The organism is Streptomyces sp. NPDC001070 (assembly GCF_053598835.1).
On the sequence record NZ_JBSFLB010000055.1, the window covers coordinates 16,888 to 38,882 of the forward strand.

The following is a 21,995-nucleotide window of genomic DNA, read 5'->3' on the forward strand; positions in this document are numbered from 1 at the left end:
CGAGATCCGCCGCCCCTGAGACCCGTATCGCCCCCGCGCTGGATGTGACATCCGCCGTCCAGCTCTGGCTCGACGGGTCGAATCCCGATGAGGGGCTCGCCCTCCAGGCTGCGGACGAGGGTTCCGACACCGCAACCGGCGCCACCTACCCGGCCTCGGGCACCAAGCTCACCGTCACCTACGTCGCGCCCGGTGCCCCCGACGTGCCGACCGACGTCACCGCCACGCCGGTCTCCTCCGGACTGCTGGTCCACTGGAACGCCCCGGAGAACACCGGCTACTCCGGCGACATCTCGTCGTACACCGTCACCGCCTACACGGCCGGCGCCACGCAGGCCGCGCAGACCACGGTCGACGCCGCGACCGCCGGCACCGCGGCCGTGCTCACGGGTCTCGTCAACGGCGGCGGGTACACCGTCACGGTCACCGCGACCACCGCGCACGGCACCAGCACCCCCGCGACCTCGGCACTGACCAAGCCCGCCACGACGCACGCCGCGAGCGGCACCACCTACCAGTCGATACTCCAGCAGTACCTCGACGCCCGGAGCGGACTGCTCACCGGCACCTACGCGAGCGCGGACGCCGCCGTCGCGGCCAGCTCCAACGGAGCTTCTTTCAGTACCCAGTTGCACACCGACGCGGACGATCTCCTCGCCGAGAAGGCCCGGTTCGCCGGTGACGGACTCGGCTACTCGGGCATCACCACGACCCTGGCCGGCACCACCGCGGGCCCGCTGACCGGTACGTCCGACCTGGTGTACACCCACCACACGGGCACCACCACCATGACCGACGGCGGCGCCCAGGACGAAGAGGACGCGTACGAGGTCTACACCTTCGACACCAGCGGCCCGACGCCCGTACTCACCCAGCAACTGTCCGCCGACGACTTCCTGACCAGCCTGTCGGCCTCCGGCACCGCGGCCGCGCAGGTCCCGCTCGACGGCGACGACACCGACACCACGGCGCCCGAGATGGACGCCTTCTACACCGACGGAGACGCCCTTCCCTCGGGCACCGCGCCCTCGGGTACCGTCAAGCGCGCTTCGTTCAGCCGCAGCGGCACCGTGTCCTGGGCCGCGGCGCACTACGAGGACAAGGACGAACTGCGCACCGACTGCACCAACTTCGCCTCCAAGTCCCTGAATCGGGGCGGTGGCGCGCACATGGAGTACGGCTCGGTCGTCGACCTGAAGCGCAGCCCGTACGAGTGGTGGCGCAAGTCCAAGTCGGACATGACCTACTCCTGGTCCGCCGCCAACAACTTCGCCAATTTCATGGGCAAGGAGGACAGCCTCACCTGGGTCACGAACATCAGCAACATCTCGGCCGGCGACATCATGCTGCTGGAGTACGCGGACGACGGGGACTCCAACCTCGACCACGCCGGAGTGATCTACGGCACCGGCTCCTCGACCAGCTCCATCAAGGTCTACCAGCACTCGAGCCACTACCGTAAGACGAACCTCGCCGCCATCATCAAGCGTCGGCACGGCGTCAAGGTGTACATCGCCCATATCACCCCCCACTGGTACTGAGATGAACCGAACACGCACAACCACTCTGTGGCTCGCTCTCGGCCTCGCCGTGCTGCTGGCCGGGGGCGCCGGGCTGGCCTGGGGCGCACCTCGCGACCAGTGGGACTACCGCGGTGCGAGCCGGACCGGGCTACCCGCCGTGACGTACACGGGTGACCGCGACGCCCCGGACACGCTCAAGCTGTATCTCCGGCTCTACGTGCAGCGCCTGCGTGACGGTGAGGCGGACCGCCTGTCGGACCTGTCCTGGCACCGGCACTGGTTCGCCCGCCGCGCCGAGGTCGCGGCGGCCCGCCGGGTGATCGACACCTACGGCAAGGCGGCGGCCGGACCGGTCTCCATCGACCTGACGCCCGAGGACCCGTACGACGTCCGAGGCGGCACCATCCGCTTCCGCCGCACCGGACAGCAGCAGGCGTTCACCGTCTTCAAGCGGAACGGCCTGTGGCTGTTCGTCATCGGGTCGGACTAGGTCGGTAAACGGCGAAGGCGCCCTGGCTCTGTGCCAGGGCGCCGATCGGGCCTTCGGGGGCGTGTGCCGTCTCGCGTTCCGACCTCGGAGGTGAGAACTCGGCTCAGGCCGATGCCGGAGCGCCGCTCCGGCGCAGGCGCGGCGGGGCGTAGGCCGCGACCGAGGCCACGGACGCGGCGTAGTAGGCCACGTCGCCACCGTGCAGGGCGGTGGCGACCGGCCCGACGTACAGGGTGGTGTTCAAGACCACCCAGGGCATGAGGGCCGGAACACCCCCTCAGACGCGGGGGTGTTCCTGCGGCCTGTCCCCGGCGAACTCCAGTTGTCGTTGGCACTGCGGTTCGGCCTCGGACACCTCGCCGGCGACCGTGCCGTCGCGGCGTGCCGAGGCCGGCACCGCCGTCGACAGTGCCCGCGGTTCACCGGACTCCGCGTCCAGCAGCAGGAGTTCCCCCTTTACCCCGACCGTGCGCAATGGGTCTCCCTCCCGGCCGCGGCGGCGGACGCGGCCGCCGCTCAGGCCAGCACCGAGTCGTCCTCCGGGCGGGCCCCCGGCAGCCGCAGCCGGGCCGCGACGATCGCCGTGTCGACGTCCCGCGTGCCGGTCGCCACGCACAGCGTGTACGAGACGTCCGCCAGCCGGCGCCGCACCTCGGGCTCCTCGGGGTTGAGCATCGTCAGCGTCTCGTAACGGTCGACCAGGTCGTTCAGCACGGCGGGATGGGCCAGCAGCACGTCGTCCTCCTCGGAAGCGGGGTCACGGCGTCGAGTCGCGTACCTGGCAGCCGCATACCCCGGCTACCTCCGGACACGCCGGGTGAGCGCGGCGTCGCGTCAGCGGCGTGCCCGCTCCGGCAGAGCGGTGACGATGATCTCGCGGGTCGCCGTACGGTCCTCGACCGTGCGGAACCCGGCGAGGGCCAGGGCGTCCAGCACTGCCTTGTGCAAGGGGCGGCGGTGCGTCCCGGGCGGGCACTCCGCCCGTGCCTCCTGCGCCCCCCGCGTCCCCGTCGCGCCGGGACCGAGCAGGGTTTCCCAGCGCACGACCACGCCCCGCGGCTCGGCCTCCACGACGGGGCGGTCGTCGCCGGCGCCGTGCTGCGCGAGCGGCAGGCCCGCGTCGAGCAGCGCCAGGCACACCGCCGTGTACAGCCGGCGGACGTCCGCGCCGAGCCGGTGGGCCGGCGGCCGGGACGGGATGAGCGCCCCGCGGTTGCCGGTGAGATCCAGCAGCCGCAGCACGGTGTCGCTCGCGGCGCTCACGGTCAGCGTGCGGTGCCCGGCCAGCGCGCGGTTGCGCAGCTCCATCAGGACGTTCAGGCCCGCGCAGTCGCAGAAGGTGATGTCCCGCAGATCCAGGTCGAGGCCGTCCCCCGCCTCCAGGGCGGCGGACAGCGCGCGGCGCAGTTCCGGCGCGCTCTCGACGTCGAGCTCGCCGATCAGGACGGCCTGGGTTCGCGCGGCGCCGACGGGACTCAGCAGGATGGTCAGGCGCGTATGGAGCTCGCCCTCCGCGGCGTGTTCGGGCCCCGCGGGCACGGAGTGCACCCGCAGATCGGGAGACCGGTCCGACATGCCGTACCTCCTGCGTTCTCGCTGCTCGCCGGTGCGTGCACCACCTCGGCGTCGACTGATCGGAAAACGTAAACGACACCCGGGCGCAATCATGAACATTTCCGGGCAAAGGAGTGACATAGGCATGATATGTGCTGGAGGGCCGGTTGGCGCCCGGTGCGCCGGGGACACCCGTCCGCGCGTCGCGGCGGACCCCTCGGCGCTGCTCGCCACGGGGAATTGCCTGCTGCCGTGCGGTGGCCGGCCCCGCCACAGGGCCGGCCCTCCTGGAGTCCGGGTCCGAGAAGCCACACGGAATGGGACCCCCTCACCCTAGGTGCCGGCACCGACAATCGGCGGCCCCGATAGGGTCCGCGGCATGGGCGGTGCGAGCGGTGTGAGCGATGTGTGGACGGGGCTGCGGGAACGCGTGCCGGGGCTGGAGACCGCTGACGGCCGCTGAACTGGCCGAGCTGGAGGCGCAGATCGGTGTGCGGCTGCCGGAGGAGTACCGGCGGTTCCTGCGTGGCACGGCGACGGAGCCGACCTCACGGACCTGGCCCGGCTGGCCGAGCCCTTCCCGACGCGACGGGCGACGCCGGAGCAACTGGCCGCCATGGAGCAGGAGCGCCCCGAGGAGGAGGAGTTCGAGGACATCGAGGAGTTCGACGCCGCTTTCGAGGCGTGGCAGGAGCGCTGGGAGCCCCTGTTGTGGGGCGACGACCGCACCGTGGGCGCCGTCTGCCTGTGCCATCTGGGCTGCGCGCAGCGGCAGTGGCTGGTCCTGTCCGGTCCGGCGGCCGGTCAGATCTGGGACGACGAGCGGGTCGACGACCTCGACCTCCGCCCGGCCACCGGGCCCGACGGCACCCCGCTCACCTTCGCCGCCTGGTACCTGGGCTGGTTGCGGGAGACCGCCGACAGGGTGTGACGCTCAGCCCGGCCAGGCGCCGGTGAGCCGCCTGGCCGCGGTCGCGCCCCCGCGTTCCACCGCCGCCTTGACCAGGGCGAAGATCGCCCCCTGCAGGGCGGCGGCGGTGAGCACCTCGGCCCAGTCGCGGCCCTCGTCCATGGCGTCGGGCGCGTCGTCCTCGTGAGCCAGAGCCGTCCAGGCCCGCTTGAACAACGCCCCGGCGATCAGTCCCGAGACCGCGCCCAGGGTCATGCCCACGGGCTTGTAGACGACTTTCGACGCCTTCATCCGCGCCTCGTGAGCCGGCGTACCACCAGGAACACGCCCAGCGCGGCACCCGCGGTCAGCAGCGGCGTGCGCCGGTCCCGGGCGGCCCGCACGGTCCGGCCGGCCTGCTCCCGCAGCGCCTTCGGCGGCTTCGGCAGCCTCGTCGCCTTCGCACGGGCGAGCCGTCCGGCGTGCACCGCCTGGCGCCGCACCCGTACCGCCGCTTCCAGGGTCCTGTCGCGGGCGGGGCCGGGGGCCTTCTCCCTGACCAGCCCCCCTATGCGGGAGGCCGTTTCGTGCGCCTTGGCGCCGGCCGCGGTGGCACGGCTCCTGAGCCGGCCGCCGACGTCGGTCCGCGCGGCCAGTGCCGCGACGGTACGGCCCAGTTCCTCGCGGGTCGCCTCGACACGCTCGCGGAGTTCGCCGGTCGTGGGGGACTTGTCGCTCGTCATCGGTGTGCCCTTTCCTTGAGTTCGGCTGTGCCCGCCGCGGGGCTGCCGACGGCGGCCTCCGGTGTGAGCGGTACGGCCCGGCGCAGTGCCCGCGGCCCGTCGTGGCCGGGGCCGCGGCGACCGGGTCCGGTACGCCCGTTGGCGGTCAGGGCCGCGCCGCCGCACAGGTCGCCACCGAGGCCGGACCGCGTGCCCTTGGGCGTCATCTCCGCCCGGGCCGGGGGCACTTCCTCACGCGCCGACTGCGACAGCCGCTGCGTCCGGAGTCGGGAGACCGGCCGGCCCGCCGGTTCCCCGCCGCCGCGGTGCGCGGTGCCGCTCACGGTCCTTCACCTGCCTCCATCCGCTCCGCGTCGCGTCTCCCGTTCGGCAGACACCCCTCAGAGCGCGCCTTCCCGGTCCGTTCCGTCTCACGCCCGATCACCCCGCTGACTCGATGTCAGATACCTCCGCGCGCGGACGGGTTCGGCAGGATGGGGCCATGAAGACATCCTCCGCGGCGCCGGCGGGCGCCTCCTGCCGGGGCTCCGCTCTGTCCCTGTGGTCGAAGGACTCGGTGCTCTCGATCGGCTCGGTGGGGTCCGTGCTCTCCATCGGTTCCGTCGGCTCGGTGCTGTCCGTCGGCTCGGTCGGCAGCGCCCTGTCCGCCGGGTCGATCGGCTCCGCGCTGTCCCTGCTCTCGGGCGGCTCCTGGCTGAGCGTGGGCTCGCTGCTGTCCGCCCAGTCACGCTGGTCGATGCTGTCCTGGCGTTCCTCGCGCGGCTTCCGCTCCGCGGGGGCGACGGGCGCGGCGGCCGCCGTGGCCGGTGTGGCCGCGTTCGCGCTGCTGGTCCGTGCGGCCGCGGGCCCGGCGGAGGGCTGAGCCCGGCCGCCTCGTACGTCCGGGGGCACCGCGTTCCGGCCAGCGGAGTGATCAAGACCCGGCTCGCCGTGCCGCGCCGGGCCCCGGGCGGGTTTGCGGGGTTTGGATGGTGCCGGTCGCCGAGCGGCGGCCCGTGCATCTGACCTGGTGGAGGCCGCAGTGCGTGTGCGTCGTGTCGTTGTGTCCGTCCTGTCCGCGGTGATGCTGGTGGCGGCGGCCCCCTCCGCCCGGGCCGCCGAGAGGTGGACGCCGCACCGCGACGGCGGCCGTACCGTGCGCCTCGCCGTGTACGACGGCGAGCGGGTCGGCCACGCCACGATCACCGTCCACCCAGTGGGCCGCGGCTGGGACGTGGACGCCCTCGTCACCAAGGAAGTCGACTACCCCGGCTGCGTCTTCCTCGCCACGGACGACGGCCGGGACCGCGAGGGCTACTCGGACGCGCCGCAGGGCCGCGAGATCGGCGCCCAGTGCGGCTCGGCCTACACCACCACGCGCATGATCAGCCACACGGACCTCCGCCGGCTGATCCTCGGCTGGGCCGACGGTGACGGGGCGCTCGTCAGCCGGCGCAGCGTCACATTGTGACGGGGGAAGCGCAGAGGCCGTCCGCCGGGTCCGCGACCTCCCCGCAACAGCTGGCCCGTAGCCGTCCCCGTACGGTACGACTGCACGATGGACTGTGAGCGTTGCCTGGAACCCGTGATCGAAGGCCCGGAGGGCGGCTACGTCTGCGGCCTGTGCCTGTTCACGGTGGAGCCCCCCGGGTACAACAAGCGCCGCGAGGAGGGGCTGCGGGCCGTCGCGGCGGAACGCCGGCGGCGCACCCTGGAACGCCGGGCCCGCAAGGGGCTGCGGGTCTGACCCGGCGCCGGCCGGGGACGCGGGCGGCGCCGCGCCGTACGCCGTGGTCACGAGCCGGCCGGCCCGCGACACCCTGTCCCGGGAGCGCCCCCACGCGGGCGCGTCCACCGCCTGCCTGCGGCCGCTCGGGCGGGGGCTGCGCGGCGTACGGACCGCGGGCCCGGGGGCACCGGCCCGGCCTTACGGGGGTGGCTTGCCGGCCGTCACCGCACGCGCGCCTTCGCCACCCAAGTGCCTCGCCGGAGCCATGACTTCCCCCGCTGCCGGTCGCCGCCCTGTTCGAGAGACCCGGATCACAGGCCCCGCCTGTATGTGTCGGAGTGCGCGCTGGTCTCCCTGGTCACCTACGTCCTGATGCCCGACACCCGTGACGCCGCCCTCAGCGGCGCCGAGGCAGCGGCAGGCGACCGCGCGCCGGAGCCCGCGCGGTCCCCGGCCGAGGGCGTGGTGACGCAGGCGCGGTGCCGCTCCCATCGCGGTGTGCGGCCCCGATCCCGGACGCGGCGCCGGGATCGGGAGCGCGGAGGTCCTTCAGCGGCGGACGACCTGCGGGGCGGTGTCCCCGGTGAAGGTCTCGCCCTCGGCGGACTTGCCGCTCCCCGGCTCGATGTCAGGCGGCCGGCACCCTGTCGGCACGACGCAACCCCAGGTCCCCGACGGGACTCCGGCGGCGTCCTCATGGATCGTCGCCGTCGCGTGGTACCGCGGTACTACGCGCATCCCGATGATCGGTCCGGGAGTGCCACGGATCGCGCCGTTCCCGAACCTAGCGTTGCGGGTGAGAGGGGCCGGAACGGTCCGGCCCGGGACGTCGCAGGGGTGATCGATGATCGAGGCGCACCGACTGACGAAGCGGTACGGGGAGAAGACGGCGGTCGACGGGCTGGACTTCACGGCCCGGCCGGGCACGGTGACGGGCTTTCTCGGGCCGAACGGCGCCGGGAAGTCGACCACCATGAGGATGATCGTCGGGCTGGACGCCCCCACCAGCGGGACGGTGCGGGTCAACGGCCGCCGCTACGCCGAGCACCGCGCGCCGCTGCAGGAGGTCGGAGCACTGCTGGAGGCCAAGTCGGTCCATCCCGGCCGGTCGGCGTTCAGCCATCTGATGGCGCAGGCGTACACCCATGGCATCCCGCGCCGCCGGGTGGAGGAGGTGATCGAGCTGACCGGGCTGCGGTCGGTGGCGAGGAAGCGCGCCGGAGCCTTCTCCCTCGGCATGGGCCAGCGCCTGGGCATCGCGGCGGCGCTGCTGGGCGACCCGGCCACGGTGATGCTGGACGAACCCGTCAACGGCCTGGACCCGGAGGGCGTGCTCTGGATCCGGAACCTGCTGACGGGGCTCGCCACCGAGGGGCGCACGGTCTTCGTGTCCTCGCACCTGATGAGCGAGGTCGCCCTGGTCGCGGACCATCTGGTCATCGTCGGCCGCGGCCGGTTGCTGGCCGACACCACGGTGCACGACCTGGTCCGCCAGGCGGGCGGGGACGTGGTGAAGGTGGCGACCGGTGACCCGGCCCGCCTGCGCGAGGTCCTGGCGGGGACGGGCGTGGAGATCACCGGCCGCGCCGGCTCCGGGGAACTCCTCGTGACGGGTCTGACGGCGCGGTCGATCGGGCTGAAGGCCGCCGAGCACGGCATCGCCCTGTTCGAACTGACCACCCGGACGGTCTCCCTGGAGGAGGCGTTCATGGAGCTGACCAGGGACGCCGTGGAGTACCACGGCTCCACCACCGTCTCCGAAGCGCAGAGGAGTGCGGCATGAGCACCATCGCACCGAGCCGGACGTCCACACCCGTCCCGGAACGGCCCGCCCGTCCGGCCCACCGGGTGACCGGCCCGCGCGTCCTGCGGTCGGAGTGGGCCAAGCTCTGGTCGCTGCGGTCCACCTGGATCACGCTCGGGCTCGGCCTGCTGTTCCTGGTCGCGTTCGGCCTGATCGCCGCGGCCCGGTTCAGGTCGAGGATCGTCTCGGGCCGGCCCATGGACCGGGACTTCGCCGACGCCACCGCCCTCAGCCTCTCCCTCTTCGGCACCAACTTCGCGCAACTGGCGCTCGGCGTACTGGGCGTGCTGGTCACCGCGGGCGAGTACTCGACCGGCATGATCCGCTCCACGCTGACCGCGGTGCCGCGCCGTCTGCCGGTGCTGTGGTCCAAGGCCGTGGTGTTCGGGCTGGTCGCGCTCGTGGTCGGCGCCGCCGGGGTGTTCGTCGCCTTCCCCGTCGCCGGCGGCATCGTCTCGGGCACCACGGCGGCGATGACCCTCTCGGCCCCGGGTGTCGTACGCGCTCTGCTGGGTGCCGGGCTCTACCTCGGTCTCGTCGGCGTGATCGGTGTCGCCCTGGGCGCGCTGCTGCGTTCGGTGGCGGGCGGCATCTCGGTGCTGGTGGCCGTGCTGATGCTGATCCCCGGCCTGGTCTCGCTGCTCCCCACCGCCTGGCAGGACGACATCGGCCCCTACCTGCCCGGCAGCGCGGGTGAGGCGATGTTCGCCCTGCACCACGACGCGACCACGTTGTCGCCCACGGCCGGACTGGTGGTCTTCGTGCTCTGGACCCTGCTCGCGCTGGCCGGGGCCGCCGTCCGCCTGGTGCGCACCGACGCCTGAGCCACTCGTGTGGCGGTACCGGCCCGCGTGCCCGTGCCGCCACGGCACTTCCCGCCGACGATGGACTGGTGACACCCGTGAACCCCGAGGACGTCCCCCGGGCCGGCCCGGCCGAGCCGCCGGATCCTGCGGCCGACCCGCTCTCGGGCCACCCGGTGTTCCTGCGGGTGGCCCTGGCGGGTCAGCGCGTGCGGCAGGCGGACCGCGACCACCCGTGGATCCTCGACACCGCGGTGGTGGTCGTCGTCCTGCTGCTCTTCTGCATCCCGGACCTGGTCCACGGAGAGGCCCCCCGCGAGCACCGGATCACCTTCACCCGGCCACCCGTGGCCGCGACGCTGGTCCTGCAGGCGGGCCTGCTCCTGCCGCTGCTGTGGCGCCGGAGGAGGCCGTCGGCGGCGTTCGCGGTGATCACGGTGGTGTTCGTGCTGCAGTGGGCCCTGGGGGTCGGACTGCGCGCGGACGTCGCCCTGCTCGTCGCGCTGTACAGCCTCGCGCTGCACGGACCGCTGCGGCGTCTGGCGTGGGGCTGCGCGGCCACGGCCGGCGCCCTGGCCCTGGTCGCGGCGCGGCTGTCCGCCGCGGTGCCCGTGGCGGACGCGCTGTTCTTCCTGTTCAGCGCGGGGACGGCGGCCGTCGCGCTCGGCATCGCCGTACGGATCCGCCGTGCCCAGCTCGCCGGTCTGCGGGAGCGGGCGGCGCGCCTGGAGATCGAGCGCGACCAGCGCAGCCGGCTGGCCGCCGCCACCGAACGCGCCCGTGTGGCCCGCGAGATGCACGACATCATCGGCCACAACCTGTCCGTCATCATCACCCTGGCCGACGGCGGCGCGTACGCGGCCGAGGCCACGCCCGAACGCGGCAGGGAGGCGCTGCGGCTCATCGGCGACACCAGCCGCCAGGCCCTGGGCGAGCTGCGGCGCATGCTCGGCGTCCTGCGCGACCAGGCGGACCGGGCCCCGGAGCTCAATCCCCAGCCGGGCATCGCCGACCTCGACGCGCTGTGCGCCCGTATCCGCGCCGCCGGCCCGCAGGTCGTCTACCGATCCGGCGGAGAACTGGACCAGCTGGACCGCGGGGTACAGCTGATGGCCTATCGCATCGTCCAGGAGGCGCTCACCAACACCCTCAAGCACGCGGGCCCCGAGACCCTGGCGCGGGTCACGCTGGCGGCCGACGGCCCCTGCCTGCGTGTCCGCGTCCAGGACAGCGGCCCACCGGGGGACACGGGACGGACCGGGCGGGCGCACGAGGAGGGACACGGGCTCGCCGGCATGAGGGAGCGCGCGGCCCTGTACGGCGGCGCGGTGACAGCCGGTCCCGGCCCGGGCGCGGGGTGGACCGTGGAGGCCGTCCTGGACCTCTCGCCGGCCCCCGACCTCGCGGGCGGCCTGACGTGACCACCGTCCTCATCGTGGATGACCAGCCGCTGCAGCGCTACGGCTTCCGCATGCTGCTGGAGAGCCAGCCCGGTACCGCCGTCGTCGGTGAGGCCGCCCACGGTGCCGAGGCCGTCCGCCTCGCGGCCGAAGTGCGGCCCGACGTGGTGCTCATGGACATCCGCATGCCCGGCATGGACGGCATCGAGGCCACCCGCCGCATCATCGCCACCGGAGGGCGCTCCCGCGTCCTCGTTCTGACCACCTTCGACCTGGACGAGTACGCCCACGCGGCGCTGCGCGCGGGCGCCAGTGGATTCCTCCTCAAGGACGCCCGTCCCGAGGAGCTCCTCGCCGGGATCCGCGCCGTCGCCGAGGGTGACGCCGTGGTCGCCCCCGCGGTGACGCGCCGCCTCCTCGACGCCTACGTCCACCACCTTCCCGGTCGTCCGCCGGGCGACGGGGCCGCAGGGGACCCCCGGCTCGGCGCCCTGACCGACCGCGAGCGGGAGATCCTGGTCGCCATCGGCCGGGGCTGGACCAACGGAGAGATCGCCGCGCGCCTGGTGCTGTCCGAATCCACCGTCAAGACGCACGTCGGCCGCGTCCTTGCGAAGATCGGCGCCCGCGACCGCGTCCAGGCCGTGATCTTCGCCTACGACCTGGGCCTCACCCGTCCGAACCCGCCCGGCTGACCGCGGACGGACATCCGCCGGGCGCCTTCACACGACCGTGCGCCGGAGAGACCCGCGGCTGGGACCCGCCGGTCAGGCCGCGCCGCGGTCATGGCCCGCGACGAGACCGGCGACGAGCTGCGGCAGCATGAGGGCCGCCATGAACGCCAGCGGCACCCGCCAGCCACCGCTGTGCTGGTAGAGCGCACCGACCAGGAACGGCACCGGGATCGACAGCAGATAGCCGGTGCTCTGCGCGAAGGCGGAGAGCCGCACCACGGTCGCGCCGTCCCGTCCGCGCATCCCGATCACCGTCAGGGCCAGCGGGAAGGAGCAGTTGGCGACGCCGAGCAGCACCGCCCACACCCAGGGCGCGGCGGCCGGAGCCGCCCACAGCCCCGCGTAACCGGCGAGACCGAACAGGCCGATGCCGACGGCGATCCCGCTCTGCCGCCGCAGGCGCCCGGCGAGGGCGGACAGCGCGAACGACAGCGGCACGCCGAGGAGCGAGGTGACCGCGAACAGCAGGCCGGCGGTCCGTGCCGGCAGCCCGGCGTCCCGGAAGACCTGCGGCAGCCAGCCGATGACGACGTACGCGGCACCCGCCTGCAGGCCGAAGTAGACGGCCAGGGCCCAGGCGGTGGGGGAGCGGGTCAGCCGCACGCCGGGATCGGGCTCGGGCACGCGGGCGGGCGCCGGGGCCCGGTCGTCCGCACGACGGCGCGCCAGGACGAGCCACGGGGGGACGGCGACGGCGGCGACGACCGCCCAGGCGCCCAGCCCCCACCGCCAGTCGCCGCCGAACGCCCCGGCCAGGGGTACGGTGAGGGCGGCCGCGGCCGCGGCCCCGAGGTTCAGCGCCATGGCGTACAGACCGGTCATGAGGCCCACCCGGTCCGGGAAGCGCTGCTTGACGACCACCGGGAGCAGCACATTGCCGACGGCGATCCCGGCGAGCGCGAGCGCGCTGAGCGCGAGGAACACACCGGTCCCCCCGGCCAGCGGACGGAGCGCCAGACCCGCGGCGACCGCCGCCGTGCCCGCCGCGACGACCCCGGAGGGCCCGTAGCGGCGGGCCAGCCGGGGCGCGGCGGAACCGACCATGGCGAAGCAGAGCGCCGGTACGGAGGTCAGCAGCCCGGCGACTGCGCCGCTCATCCCGAGGCCCGCCCGCGCCTCCTCCAGGACGGGGCCGAGGCTCGTGACCGCGGGCCGGAGGTCCAGCGCCGCCAGCAGCAGGGCCAGGACGGCGAGCCCGCCGGCCCGGGCGCCCGGCCGGGCGGTGCGCCGCCGTTCCGCTGCCCGGCCCTGGGCCCCTCCGGCGTATAATCATGGGATGAGTCTACGTCCTGTGCCCCGTCCTTCCGGGCTCTTCGAGCAGGTGGTCTCCGGACTGCGCCGGCAGATCACTTCCGGCGCCTGGCCGGTGGGCTCCCGCATTCCGACGGAACCGGAGCTGGTCCGGCAGTTGGGTGTGGCGCGCAACACCGTCCGGGAGGCCGTACGCGCGCTCGCCCACAACGGGCTGCTGGACATACGCCACGGGTCGGGCACCTATGTCGCGGCGACCAGTGAACTGGCCGGGGTGATGCAGCGCCGCTTCGAGGACGCCGGGCAGCGCGACGTGGCCGAGGTGCGCGGCGCCCTGGAGTCGGCGGCGGCTGGCCTCGCCGCGACACGCCGAACCGCAGAGGACCTCGACCGCCTCGGCACACTGCTGGAGCGGCGGGAACGCGCCTGGGCCGCGGGCGACCGGGACGCCTTCGTGGACGCGGACGGCGCCTTCCACCTGGCCGTGGTGGCCGCCTCCCGCAACGAGGTCCTGATCGAGCTCTACGCGGACCTCGGCCAGGTCGTCAGGGACTCGCTGCGGGAGCACTTCAGCGCCCCGGCGCTGCGCCCCGAGGACTACATGGACCACACGCGGCTGCTGGACGCCATCCGTGACGGCGCGGCCGCCACGGCCTCGGGCGAGGCGGCCTCCCACACCACCGGCTGCCGCTTCGACGGCTGACGCGAGCGGGCGCGGGTACCGGTCACTCCACCGGCACGAGTCCCGCGCCCGGGTCGGCCCGCAGGGCCGCCTGCCACACGATCGGGTCGCAGGACTCGCCGTTCGGCGCGTAGCGCTGCAGCCGCACCGCGGTCACCCGGGCGTACAGCGTCCGGGAGCCGTCCGCGGAGGTCACCGTGAACCGCACGGGGACGGTCCTGGCTCCGATGTCGTCGGGAAGCCGCACTTCGACTCTCGTCGTCCACGTGTCCCGGGTGCCCACACGGTCCATGCAGACCCTCCCCGAACACAGCCGGAAGCGCGCGTTCTCGGGGAAGTCCTTCTTGGCCCAGGCCACGACGACGCCCGACTCCGCGTCCGCCAGGGTGCAGTTGGGCGCATCGATGACGGCGCAGCCGGTGAGCGCCAGGGTCAGGACGGCACTGCTGGGGACGGCACGGCGCCACGCGTGCCCGAACGTCAACTGGCCCCCCAGTCTCCTCGCGGCGCGGTCGCCGCTCCCCGGGGCTTGTCTACCGTTCGGTGATCGTCATGTCGAGTCACCCGGACGGCTGGCGTACCCGCGCGGCCTCCGCCCTGAGCCGGGCGGCGGTGCCGGAGGCGTCGTAGCCCGGGCCCACGCCGTCCACCAGGATCACCTCGCCCTCGACATGGCGTGTGCGGAGCGGAAGGAGTTCCCGGTAGGCGTCCGACCGGTACCAGCCGCGCGCCTCCTCCATGCCGGGGAACTCGATCATGACGATGGACCCGGGCCACGGCCCCTCGACGACCTCCACGGTCGCGCCGTGCACGATGAAGCGGCCTCCGAAGGGGTCGAGGGTGTCCTGGATCCGTTCCATGTACTCGAAGACCTCCTCGTCGGGATCCGCGGGACGAAGGTGGCCGACGGCGTAGGCGGTCATTGCTGCTCCAAGGGGCTCGGTGGGTGTCCTGCCGACTGCTCCCGATCCTGCCGGGCCCCGGCGGGGCCGTCGATTACGCCGGAGGTAATGGCGGTCGGGTGGGGGAGTGCCTCCCCGCGCAGGTCAGAGAACGTCTGCGCGGGGAGGCGCCGACCGCGGATTGCAGCAGGGCGGCGCACCCGTCGGCCTTGTGGCCATAGCCACCAACGAGCTCGTGGAACCGCTCGATCCGGTATACGCGGTGAAGACCATTCATCGTCAGACAGCCCCCACCGCGGGCCCTGACGTCAGTGACATCAAGCGACCGCGCCACTGTTCCGGCACCGTCAGCCCCCTCGGCGCGCAGGGTCTCCCGCAACACGCGAGCCCTCGCCGGCGAGGTCCTGACCGCACGGCGGATGCCCCGCCGTCGGATCCTCAACCGGCCAACCAGCCGTCGCCTCACGCGCCTCGGTCAGCAACTCATCGGCCGCGCGCGCCGTGACGTGTATATGTCTCCTCCGGGGAGCGCGCTCCCCGGAGGAGACATGTGGAGACGTGATCTTTCGATCTCAGAGCCATCCGGTTGCCAACGGTTGCCGGCGCCTTCGCCTCGGAGCAGCCCAAAGAAGGCCCACCCAAGGATGTCGCCGCCACAGTCCTGGGACTGCGGCCACTTCTCGATCAACCGCGGTGTGCCGCGCGCACAGGTGCACCAGGTGCACGCCGACCACTTCGTGGCTCGGGATGGGTACATCAACTTCCGCGACGCGGAGGGGCTCATCGAGCATCCGCAAGGAGATCACGTTCCTCGTCGAGCGCAACGGCGAGTAACCCGAGTGCCCCGTGCGCGCCGAGCCAGAATGGCGTGCACGGGACCTCTCACCGTCGGCTCTACCGCCCGCGAGCGCTGAAGCCTCCCGTTGCGGCCGGCAGCAGCCCGACGAGGGCCAGCAGCATCCACGCCGCAAGATAGGCAAACGCCGCAGCCGGAGACGCGGCCGTCCACAGGATCCCTGCGATGGTGGAGGCAGCGAGGTTCCCGAAGGACTGGACCGTGGCGAGCATGCCGAAGGCGGAGCCGCGCAAGTCAGCGGGGGCGAGGGCAGCGACAGCGGAGTGCTGCGCGGTCTCCACGGCCCCGATGCCGATACCCGCCAATACGAATGGCACGGCCAGGACCGCGACCACGGCACCCGTGACGGCGAAGATGCCGTAGGCGGCGGCGAAGGCGAGGACGCCGCCGGCCAGGACGAGGATCGGGCCCCGGGTGCCGAGGCGGTCGGACAGGCGACCGGCAGGGATCGAGGCGATCGTGGCGGCGACGTTGTACGCGGTGTAGAGCCCGAGCGCGATGGTGGTTGCTGTCTTGGCGCCGTGCTCTGGGGTGAGGAGGTCAGAGGCCCGCAGGATGAGCAGGGTGGCTGCGACGTTGCCGACCTCGAAAGCTGCCACAGCCCCCATGAGCCTGCCCAAGTCGCCGCGCAGCACGGGTCGGACGCGGATGTGCAGCGGTACCCGGTCGCGGTTGGTCGGGCGGGGTGTCTTGCGGATGGCGTAGACGATCGCGGCGGCAGCGAGCAGGCAGGGGATGACGGACAGGCCGATGGCCCATGTGACCCCGAGCCAGGCGACCAGGCCCAGCGCGAGGAGTGGGCCGAAGATGGCGCCCAGGTTGTCCATCATCCGCTCGAAGCCGTATGCCCTGCCGAAGGCCGTGGCCGGGACGATGTCGGCGAGCAGCGCGTTGCGGGACGGGACACGAAGGCCGCGGGCGGTCCACGCGGCTGCGCGCAGAAGCCCGACCTGCCAGACGGCAGTGGCTCCGGCGGTGGCCGCGCCGAGTACGGCGGTGGTGGCGTAGCCGCCGACCGCGACCTTGCGGCGCCGGGCGGGGTCGTCGGCCAGGACACCGCCACCGAAGCGGGCGGCACCGGCCAGCGCATCCGAGACGCCCTCGATCGCTCCGAGCGCTGCGGCCGGCGCCCCGAGCGTGGAGGTCAGCAGCGACGGCAGCAGCGCGGTGGGTATCTCGTGGCCGACGTCTGCCAGGAAGCTCGCCGAGCCGATCCCACGCACGCCAGGCGTGAGCCACTTCTCATCGTCGGCGGTCTCGTTCGCGTCGTGCGCAGTCTCAGTCACGGGCGGAAGTCTCCCCGCCCACGGCACTCCTGCACACTTCGTCCCGCGTCGGATGTCGGGAAGGGGGGATGTGCCCCCCTGCGTGACCCATCGAGCGGGAAACAGCGCGGAACCACGGGGCTCCTCGCGCACGAAGAAGGGGCACCCCCGTGTCCTGGGGCACCCCTTCTGTCCAGCGCCTTCGCTGGCCCGGTGCGGAGAGTGTGGGATTTGAACCCACGGTGATCTCGCCGCCCGAATCGACCCAGACGCCGCAGCCCACCCGCCCGGGGCCATGGCACATGAGCACACAAGGCTCACGTGCCGGGGTGTCGTCAAGGCTCCGCGTCAGGACGGGGCGAGGACGCAGAACTCGTGGCCCTCCGGGTCGGCCAGGCACGTCCACGGGACGTCGCCCTGGCCGAGGTCGAGGTCGCTGGTACCGAGGGCCCGCAGCCGGGCCACCTCCGCTGCCTTGTCGTCACCGGGGTATGGCAGCAGGTCAAGATGGACGCGGTCCGGCACGGTCTTCACGCCGGGCGTGCGAAGGAAACTCCAGCCGAGCGCCCCGCCCAGAACGGGCCGACCGCCGAGTGATCAAGAGCCTTGATGTTCACCTGAACAGGTCGCGGTGCCACACCGGCGATCCTGTGCACGCCGCAACGGCATGCGCCATGTCCGTCCCGTGCGCTTCGCGTGCCCGATGGGACTGTCCGGCGCGGACCATGGCGTCCTTGAGCGCGGCGCCCGACTGGGTCGCGGGGGTGGGCCGGTGCGGCCGGGACAGTCCTGCATGCGATTCACGCCGGCTGTGTCGCGGTCAGGCCGAGCAGCAGGCCTCGCTGCTCGGCCTGAACCGGTTTCAGGAAGGTTCCGGAAGGTTGATCACCTTCGTCAAGCGGATCATCTCTTCGTACCGTGCGATCTGCTCGTCGTCGATCTGGGACGGAGGCACCTCCCCGGGCCGGACGGGCTCGGCGTAATCGGCGATGATCTGTTCCGGCCCGGGGGGAGTGAACATAAAGATCATCTTCGCGGCATGGTTGCCCTTGTTCGTGAAGCGGTGGCGGACCCCCCGGGGTACGTGGATGAAGTCTCCGGCAACGGCTGTGAAGATGTGGTCGCCGTCCAGGAACTCCAACTCGCCGTCGAGTATGTAGAACGTCTCTTCCTGCTCTGTGTGAGCATGCGCCTGAGGACCACCACCCGCCGGAACCGTGGCCTCGATGAAACCGAGACCTCCGTTCGTCTGCGCGCCCGTGGCCTTGATCGTGTAGATGTCACCTACGGCCCACACCGTCGGGCCCCGACCGGACGGCACGTAGAGCGCACCGCGCTTGTCCCAGTGCGGGTCATGCGGGTCCATCTCGGTCAGCAAAAAGGTCATGGCTATGTCGCTCGATTCTCATTCGGACTGGCGTGGACAAGCACGCGGACGCGCCGTCGGTCCTCTTGTGGGTCGCCCCCTCCCGGCCGCCACAGAACGCCGCGTCCGCAACCGCCCCACAGGCACTTGACAGGTGTCAGACTACTTTCGATCTGACAACTGTCAAGTGGGTGGGGTGAGCCGCACACGCACACCCCGGCACGGCTCCACGGAGCGCGGCCGGGCGGCGCGGACCGGGCCGGACGCCTACGGGTAGACTGATCAGCCGCGCCAACAACCTGGGCGTGCTCACACCCGCGGTGGAACGGAGCAGGACCGTGCCTTCGAACTCTCAGGAAGCCGCAGGCAAGGCGGCTTCCCCGGGGAGTGGCGGACAGGTCGCCCGCGAAGACGCGGACATCCTTCGTCGGGGCCTGGCCACCTTTGCCGAACTCGGCTACCGGGCCACCACAGTTCGGGAATTGGCGAAGCGACTGGGAGTCAGTCACAACTACGTCAACGACCGATACGGTTCGAAGGAGAATTTCTGGCGCGCGGTGATCGACTTCGCCGTCGAGGACCTACGGGTGGATTTCTTCGCGTCCTTGGAGCAGTTGGACGACGCCGAGGTATTGAGAACCGTGATCACCCGGCTCTTCACCGCCACCGCGAAATGTCCCCAGCTGAACCGCATCGTCGCGGAGGAGTCGGTTCATGATTCCGGCCGACTCGACTACTTGGCCGCGAAATACACCCGTAGATTCTGGGACCAGCTGACGCCGGTCATCCGGCGGCTGATGGACAGCGGTCGTATGCCTGAAGTGCCGCCGCACATGGTCTTTGTCGCCATCAACGGGGCTGCTCTGGCTCTGACCCATCAGCACATGCACAACCGTCTCGGACCGGAGGCGCCGGACACGGCCGCGGACGCGAAGCGTATGGCCGAAACGCTGGCGGAACTCGTCGTCGGTGGGCTGCTGCCGTCGAGCCGCCAGGGCTTGCCGTAGAGATCGCATCGATGAAGGCCCTTTCTCGCGGTGCGGAGAACCGCTCAGGATGGGCAACGATGCGTGCCGCCGGGCCCCGCCGATGGTGTGGGCGAGCCTCGGAGAGCACGGCCCCGGATCGGGCTGTGCGGCCAGGCGAGGAGCCGGCCCGATTCGCGGCCGGCGCAAGGGGCCATGATCTCTCTCCCCGCGGCAGCTCCCGCCCAAAGCCGTTCCACCGGCCAGGTGGCCCGCCATCTGGGCCGCCACCAGGTCGGGCGCTATCGTGAGGGTGAGTACTCACGGCGGGGGGGTTCTGTGATCGAGCTCGGCATCATGTTCGGACTCATGGTTGCCATCGCGGTTGTCCTGATCGTCAAGCTCATGCGTCGCCGCGGCACGGAGAACGTCGACGGACTCCTCATCGAGCAGGCACGGCGGGCACAGGCGTACAACGATCGGGTGTCCTACAACTCCTACGCGGTGCATAACTCCCCGCCAACCATGAGCGACCTTTATTACCGCCCCTAGCCACTCGGGCCGGGGGGCGCCGCGTCAGGCCTTGGCACCAGGCATGCCGCTGGACACGCCGATCGCGGCCACATCGCCGGTCTTGGTGCGGCCCAGCCAGACGACGCCGCCCGACTCTGCCATATCCGATCCCTCCGGTCGCCACCCGGCCGGGCGGTCAACTGGGGAAAACAAGCCGAGCGACTCTCAGACCACCTGAGCAGAAAGTGGGGGGACTCGAATGTCCCCATCAGTCCGCCAGGATCCGGCGCAGGGTGTCTCCCCACGTCAAGATTCGTGACATGATCCGCTCGTGCGGCATGGAGCCGCGCCGACGATCTTCCGGGGAGAGGCGTTCGTCATGGACGCCTATGGGTGGGCTGCTCTCGGATCCGCCTTGGCGATCACGCTGCTACCGGGCGGAGCGGCAGTCCTCCGCGGCTGGCTGTTCCCTCGGCTCAGGGGCCGTGTCGAGTCGCCCCGGATCTGGGGGCTCGGCGTCATCCTGATGGGGCTGGGGTTGTCGATCGAGCTGCTCGCCGCACATCGGCACTATGACATGTTCCGCAACATCGCAGGATTGACGGGCATCTGCATCCTGATATGCGGCTTTTGCCTTGAAAAGTGGGCGCGGATGTCTGGCCGGCTCAGCCGGTCGTAGGTGCGCACGCCGCCGACCTCGCGGGCATGGATCGCCTATTCAGCTGAGCCCGGCCCCACCACGGCATCGAAGTACAGCCATCCCTCTACGTCGATCACCTGCGCAGACGCGCTCGTTCCCGCGGCCGTGTCCGGGCCGCCCGAGAGTCCCAAGGGCAGTCAACGACGACAACGGTTGACAGGCTGAGCGCAGGTCACTGAGCTGGTCGCCGAGGCGATTCCCGGTCGCAGGAAGCCCGATTCACTCCCAGAAGAACAATCCGATACGTGATCCGACGCGGAGCGACTGCTGCAGCATTGACCTACCGGGCAAAGGTGAGCAGCATACGCATGTGATCAACCGTCATCCGGCGATGACACAGGCCCACCGTGACAGTTGAACCGCGGCACGATGTGCGCCAGCTGCGTGTGCGCCTGCGCGGCTACCTCCTCGCCGTGCCGATCCTCGCTGCGTGGGCGGTCATAGGGCACTGGTGGGTGTCTGAACCATGGCCAGCGAGCATGGAGACCGCGCTCTTCATACTTGGGACATCCGTGCTCTACGGCGAGATCCGCACCTGGCGACTCCGTCGGATCGACCGCATGCCCGATCGAGTGTCCCGTCAGTCGAAGCGGCGCTGATCGGTCATGGACGGGATGGCCGAATGGCAGAACCGGTGGCGAGCGTGGTGGGATCCCATCCCGTCCACCATCGACCCAGGCCAAGCCGAGCAGACGCGGCCACGGTGTGTGGGCCGACGGCAGACGGGATGGGAGTCGGGGGGATTGGTGGGTGGAGGCGCTTCGGCCAGCTCACGCGGACACCGGCCGAGGCGAACGTCATGAACGTCATGAACGTCTTAACCGGACGGACTGCCTGCGATCTAGTCAACGGACGGCATCGTCAAGCGCTCGGAGAGGCCATGGTGCTCGTCTTCAAGGATCCGGCCGGCGAGCCGATGAGTGTTCCTAGGCAGGTCTTCCTATGGGCCTGGCCGTTGCTTCCCGGCGCCATAGCCTGGGCGCGGTTCGGTACCACATGGGGGCTGCTCGAAGGAATCGCGGTCTACAGTTGGTGGCTGACGATGATCTTCGGGCGTGCAGGGGCCGTGTCGTGGCTGAGACGCCGCCTGATCACCGCGTTCGTCCTCCTCGTGTTCCTGTTTGCGACCTTGTTCTTCGCCTTCCCAGCCTTGCTGTTCGGCACTGTGCTCTCGGTGTGGTGGTGTTGGGCGCTCGGACTTGCCGCAGGCGTGGTCGTCACCGCCTTGCTCTGGCCCACACAGCGGCGCTTCTGGGCGAGGCTGGACGGATAGAGGCACGCGTGCAGGCAGGCCCTTTCGATGAGCGTTCTCCCTGATTCAGCCCGGGTGGCCTCTTCGCAGCAGGTCGGCTGATCGCCCCAGCGCGGGCCCCGTCGCTTTCCTGTGGCCTTCCACGGGTGGAACGCATAGGTCACAGCGCCAGGTTCGAGACCGTTCCGACGCTCGAAGTCACGGATCTTGCGCTGGGTAGAGAGTGGCAATCCGTGGAACGCCGGGCGTCGCGCTGCGACGGGCTCGCGGATCAGACGTAGCGCACATCGGACGCGTCGGAAGCGCCGCTCCCTTTGCCGCCAACGGTCTGCTCGTCGTCCATCGCGCTCGGCGGCCTCGTCGGCGCTCCTGCTCGCCGCTGCCGCAGCCGTGATCGGTGGCACGAGGCACGCCTTCCCCCAGGGCGCCTGACGGACGGAGCGGGTCGCCGCGCCGCAGACGTTCAGGATGCCGGCGTGGGGGAGGAGACCAAGTCCTCCTCGGCCCAGACGACCTTGCCGCCCGATGCCGAGCGGGAGCCCCACCGGCGGGACAGCTGGGCGACCAGGAAGAGGCCGCGGCCGTTCTCGTCCGT

The 21,995-nt window shown here is 71.9% G+C and carries 27 protein-coding genes and 3 pseudogenes; 16 read left to right on the forward strand and 14 right to left on the reverse strand.

The annotated features are described in order from the left end of the window. The first annotated feature begins 44 nt into the window (after nt 1-44). Together ACWDAS_RS38995 and ACWDAS_RS39000 are read left to right on the forward strand one after the other, a co-directional pair. Nucleotides 45-1,541: an amidase domain-containing protein gene (locus tag ACWDAS_RS38995; RefSeq protein ID WP_450400433.1), complete on the forward strand. Its 1,497-nt coding sequence runs from the start codon at nt 45-47 to the stop codon at nt 1,539-1,541. A 1-nt stretch (nt 1,542) separates the two neighbouring features. Then, complete coding sequence (locus ACWDAS_RS39000) at nt 1,543-2,013, forward strand: hypothetical protein (protein WP_450400435.1); 471 nt, start codon at nt 1,543-1,545, stop codon at nt 2,011-2,013. 103 nt (nt 2,014-2,116) lie between these two features. On the opposite strand, the gene ACWDAS_RS39005 is transcribed toward ACWDAS_RS39000, so the two are convergent. From ACWDAS_RS39005 to ACWDAS_RS39020, 4 genes are all read right to left on the reverse strand, one after another. Then, nucleotides 2,117-2,257 (reverse strand): hypothetical protein, encoded by a 141-nt coding sequence (locus ACWDAS_RS39005; protein ID WP_450400437.1) that lies wholly within the window; start codon nt 2,255-2,257, stop codon nt 2,117-2,119. 33 nt (nt 2,258-2,290) lie between these two features. Further along, complete coding sequence (locus tag ACWDAS_RS39010; protein WP_450400438.1) at nt 2,291-2,488, reverse strand: hypothetical protein; 198 nt, start codon at nt 2,486-2,488, stop codon at nt 2,291-2,293. A 41-nt stretch (nt 2,489-2,529) separates the two neighbouring features. Next, nucleotides 2,530-2,748: a DUF5133 domain-containing protein gene (locus tag ACWDAS_RS39015; RefSeq protein ID WP_450400440.1), complete on the reverse strand. Its 219-nt coding sequence runs from the start codon at nt 2,746-2,748 to the stop codon at nt 2,530-2,532. A gap of 99 nt (nt 2,749-2,847) precedes the next feature. Continuing rightward, entirely contained in the window at nt 2,848-3,588 is a 741-nt protein-coding gene (locus ACWDAS_RS39020) for an STAS domain-containing protein (RefSeq protein WP_450400441.1), read from the reverse strand. A 383-nt stretch (nt 3,589-3,971) separates the two neighbouring features. On the opposite strand from ACWDAS_RS39020, the pseudogene ACWDAS_RS39025 reads away from it, so the two are divergent. Then, nucleotides 3,972-4,058 (forward strand): annotated as a pseudogene (locus ACWDAS_RS39025) (hypothetical protein); the annotation flags it as partial. A 125-nt stretch (nt 4,059-4,183) separates the two neighbouring features. Next, entirely contained in the window at nt 4,184-4,498 is a 315-nt protein-coding gene (locus ACWDAS_RS39030) for a hypothetical protein (protein ID WP_450400443.1), read from the forward strand. A 3-nt stretch (nt 4,499-4,501) separates the two neighbouring features. Here the strand turns inward: ACWDAS_RS39030 and ACWDAS_RS39035 are convergent, their stop codons facing one another. The 3 genes from ACWDAS_RS39035 to ACWDAS_RS39045 are packed head-to-tail and all read right to left on the reverse strand — an operon-like array spanning nt 4,502 to nt 5,522. Then, nucleotides 4,502-4,768 (reverse strand): DUF4235 domain-containing protein, encoded by a 267-nt coding sequence (locus ACWDAS_RS39035; RefSeq protein WP_450400445.1) that lies wholly within the window; start codon nt 4,766-4,768, stop codon nt 4,502-4,504. Next, nucleotides 4,765-5,199, reverse strand: coding sequence for a DUF3618 domain-containing protein (locus ACWDAS_RS39040; RefSeq protein ID WP_450400447.1), 435 nt, complete (start codon nt 5,197-5,199; stop codon nt 4,765-4,767). Before ACWDAS_RS39040 ends, ACWDAS_RS39035 begins: the two co-directional genes overlap by 4 nt. Further along, the gene (locus tag ACWDAS_RS39045; protein WP_450400449.1) at nt 5,196-5,522 is read right to left on the reverse strand and encodes a hypothetical protein; all 327 of its coding nucleotides are present in this window, start codon (nt 5,520-5,522) and stop codon (nt 5,196-5,198) included. Before ACWDAS_RS39045 ends, ACWDAS_RS39040 begins: the two co-directional genes overlap by 4 nt. Nucleotides 5,523-5,680: 158 nt before the next feature. Between ACWDAS_RS39045 and ACWDAS_RS39050 the strand changes: the two genes are divergently transcribed. The 7 genes from ACWDAS_RS39050 (at nt 5,681) to ACWDAS_RS39080 (ending at nt 11,609) form a co-directional block, all read left to right on the forward strand. Next, the gene (locus ACWDAS_RS39050) at nt 5,681-6,061 is read left to right on the forward strand and encodes a hypothetical protein (RefSeq protein ID WP_450400451.1); all 381 of its coding nucleotides are present in this window, start codon (nt 5,681-5,683) and stop codon (nt 6,059-6,061) included. A gap of 159 nt (nt 6,062-6,220) precedes the next feature. Then, nucleotides 6,221-6,649 carry a hypothetical protein gene (locus tag ACWDAS_RS39055; RefSeq protein WP_450400452.1) on the forward strand — a complete coding sequence of 143 codons (429 nt, stop codon included), beginning with the start codon at nt 6,221-6,223 and terminating at the stop codon, nt 6,647-6,649. 87 nt (nt 6,650-6,736) lie between these two features. Further along, nucleotides 6,737-6,925, forward strand: a complete 189-nt coding sequence (locus ACWDAS_RS39060) for a hypothetical protein (RefSeq protein ID WP_450400454.1) — start codon at nt 6,737-6,739, stop codon at nt 6,923-6,925. Between the two features lie 826 nt (nt 6,926-7,751). Beyond that, nucleotides 7,752-8,690 carry an ATP-binding cassette domain-containing protein gene (locus ACWDAS_RS39065; protein ID WP_450400456.1) on the forward strand — a complete coding sequence of 313 codons (939 nt, stop codon included), beginning with the start codon at nt 7,752-7,754 and terminating at the stop codon, nt 8,688-8,690. Then, entirely contained in the window at nt 8,687-9,535 is an 849-nt protein-coding gene (locus ACWDAS_RS39070; RefSeq protein WP_450400458.1) for an ABC transporter permease, read from the forward strand. The genes ACWDAS_RS39065 and ACWDAS_RS39070 overlap by 4 nt, the downstream gene beginning before the upstream one ends. A 77-nt stretch (nt 9,536-9,612) precedes the next feature. Then, complete coding sequence (locus ACWDAS_RS39075) at nt 9,613-10,935, forward strand: sensor histidine kinase (protein WP_450400476.1); 1,323 nt, start codon at nt 9,613-9,615, stop codon at nt 10,933-10,935. Continuing rightward, entirely contained in the window at nt 10,932-11,609 is a 678-nt protein-coding gene (locus ACWDAS_RS39080; RefSeq protein WP_450400459.1) for a response regulator, read from the forward strand. The genes ACWDAS_RS39075 and ACWDAS_RS39080 overlap by 4 nt, the downstream gene beginning before the upstream one ends. Before the next feature lie 72 nt (nt 11,610-11,681). Here ACWDAS_RS39080 and ACWDAS_RS39085 read toward each other — a convergent pair. Next, nucleotides 11,682-12,917: pseudogene (locus tag ACWDAS_RS39085) on the reverse strand (MFS transporter); the annotation flags it as partial. Nucleotides 12,918-12,924: 7 nt separating this feature from the next. Here ACWDAS_RS39085 and ACWDAS_RS39090 point away from each other — a divergent pair. Beyond that, complete coding sequence (locus tag ACWDAS_RS39090; RefSeq protein ID WP_450400461.1) at nt 12,925-13,602, forward strand: FadR/GntR family transcriptional regulator; 678 nt, start codon at nt 12,925-12,927, stop codon at nt 13,600-13,602. 22 nt (nt 13,603-13,624) lie between these two features. Here ACWDAS_RS39090 and ACWDAS_RS39095 read toward each other — a convergent pair whose 3' ends face one another. From ACWDAS_RS39095 to ACWDAS_RS39115, 5 genes and pseudogenes are all read right to left on the reverse strand, one after another. After that, nucleotides 13,625-14,065, reverse strand: coding sequence for a hypothetical protein (locus tag ACWDAS_RS39095; RefSeq protein ID WP_450400463.1), 441 nt, complete (start codon nt 14,063-14,065; stop codon nt 13,625-13,627). A gap of 76 nt (nt 14,066-14,141) precedes the next feature. Then, complete coding sequence (locus ACWDAS_RS39100) at nt 14,142-14,504, reverse strand: DUF1330 domain-containing protein (protein WP_450400465.1); 363 nt, start codon at nt 14,502-14,504, stop codon at nt 14,142-14,144. A gap of 873 nt (nt 14,505-15,377) precedes the next feature. Beyond that, nucleotides 15,378-16,625, reverse strand: a complete 1,248-nt coding sequence (locus ACWDAS_RS39105) for an MFS transporter (RefSeq protein WP_450400466.1) — start codon at nt 16,623-16,625, stop codon at nt 15,378-15,380. Between the two features lie 327 nt (nt 16,626-16,952). Then, a pseudogene (locus ACWDAS_RS39110) lies at nt 16,953-17,156 on the reverse strand (VOC family protein); the annotation flags it as partial. Between the two features lie 310 nt (nt 17,157-17,466). Continuing rightward, complete coding sequence (locus tag ACWDAS_RS39115) at nt 17,467-17,991, reverse strand: cupin domain-containing protein (RefSeq protein ID WP_450400468.1); 525 nt, start codon at nt 17,989-17,991, stop codon at nt 17,467-17,469. Between the two features lie 317 nt (nt 17,992-18,308). On the opposite strand from ACWDAS_RS39115, the gene ACWDAS_RS39120 reads away from it, so the two are divergent. The 4 genes from ACWDAS_RS39120 (at nt 18,309) to ACWDAS_RS39135 (ending at nt 21,421) form a co-directional block, all read left to right on the forward strand. Then, nucleotides 18,309-18,977, forward strand: a complete 669-nt coding sequence (locus ACWDAS_RS39120; protein WP_450400470.1) for a TetR/AcrR family transcriptional regulator — start codon at nt 18,309-18,311, stop codon at nt 18,975-18,977. A 297-nt stretch (nt 18,978-19,274) separates the two neighbouring features. Beyond that, the gene (locus tag ACWDAS_RS39125; protein ID WP_450400471.1) at nt 19,275-19,487 is read left to right on the forward strand and encodes a hypothetical protein; all 213 of its coding nucleotides are present in this window, start codon (nt 19,275-19,277) and stop codon (nt 19,485-19,487) included. Between the two features lie 292 nt (nt 19,488-19,779). After that, nucleotides 19,780-20,127 carry a hypothetical protein gene (locus tag ACWDAS_RS39130; protein ID WP_450400473.1) on the forward strand — a complete coding sequence of 116 codons (348 nt, stop codon included), beginning with the start codon at nt 19,780-19,782 and terminating at the stop codon, nt 20,125-20,127. Nucleotides 20,128-20,947: 820 nt separating this feature from the next. Next, nucleotides 20,948-21,421, forward strand: coding sequence for a hypothetical protein (locus ACWDAS_RS39135; RefSeq protein ID WP_450400474.1), 474 nt, complete (start codon nt 20,948-20,950; stop codon nt 21,419-21,421). A 442-nt stretch (nt 21,422-21,863) separates the two neighbouring features. Here ACWDAS_RS39135 and ACWDAS_RS39140 read toward each other — a convergent pair. Next, nucleotides 21,864-21,995 (reverse strand): ATP-binding protein (locus ACWDAS_RS39140; protein ID WP_450400478.1); only part of this gene is annotated, 132 nt, incomplete at its 5' end.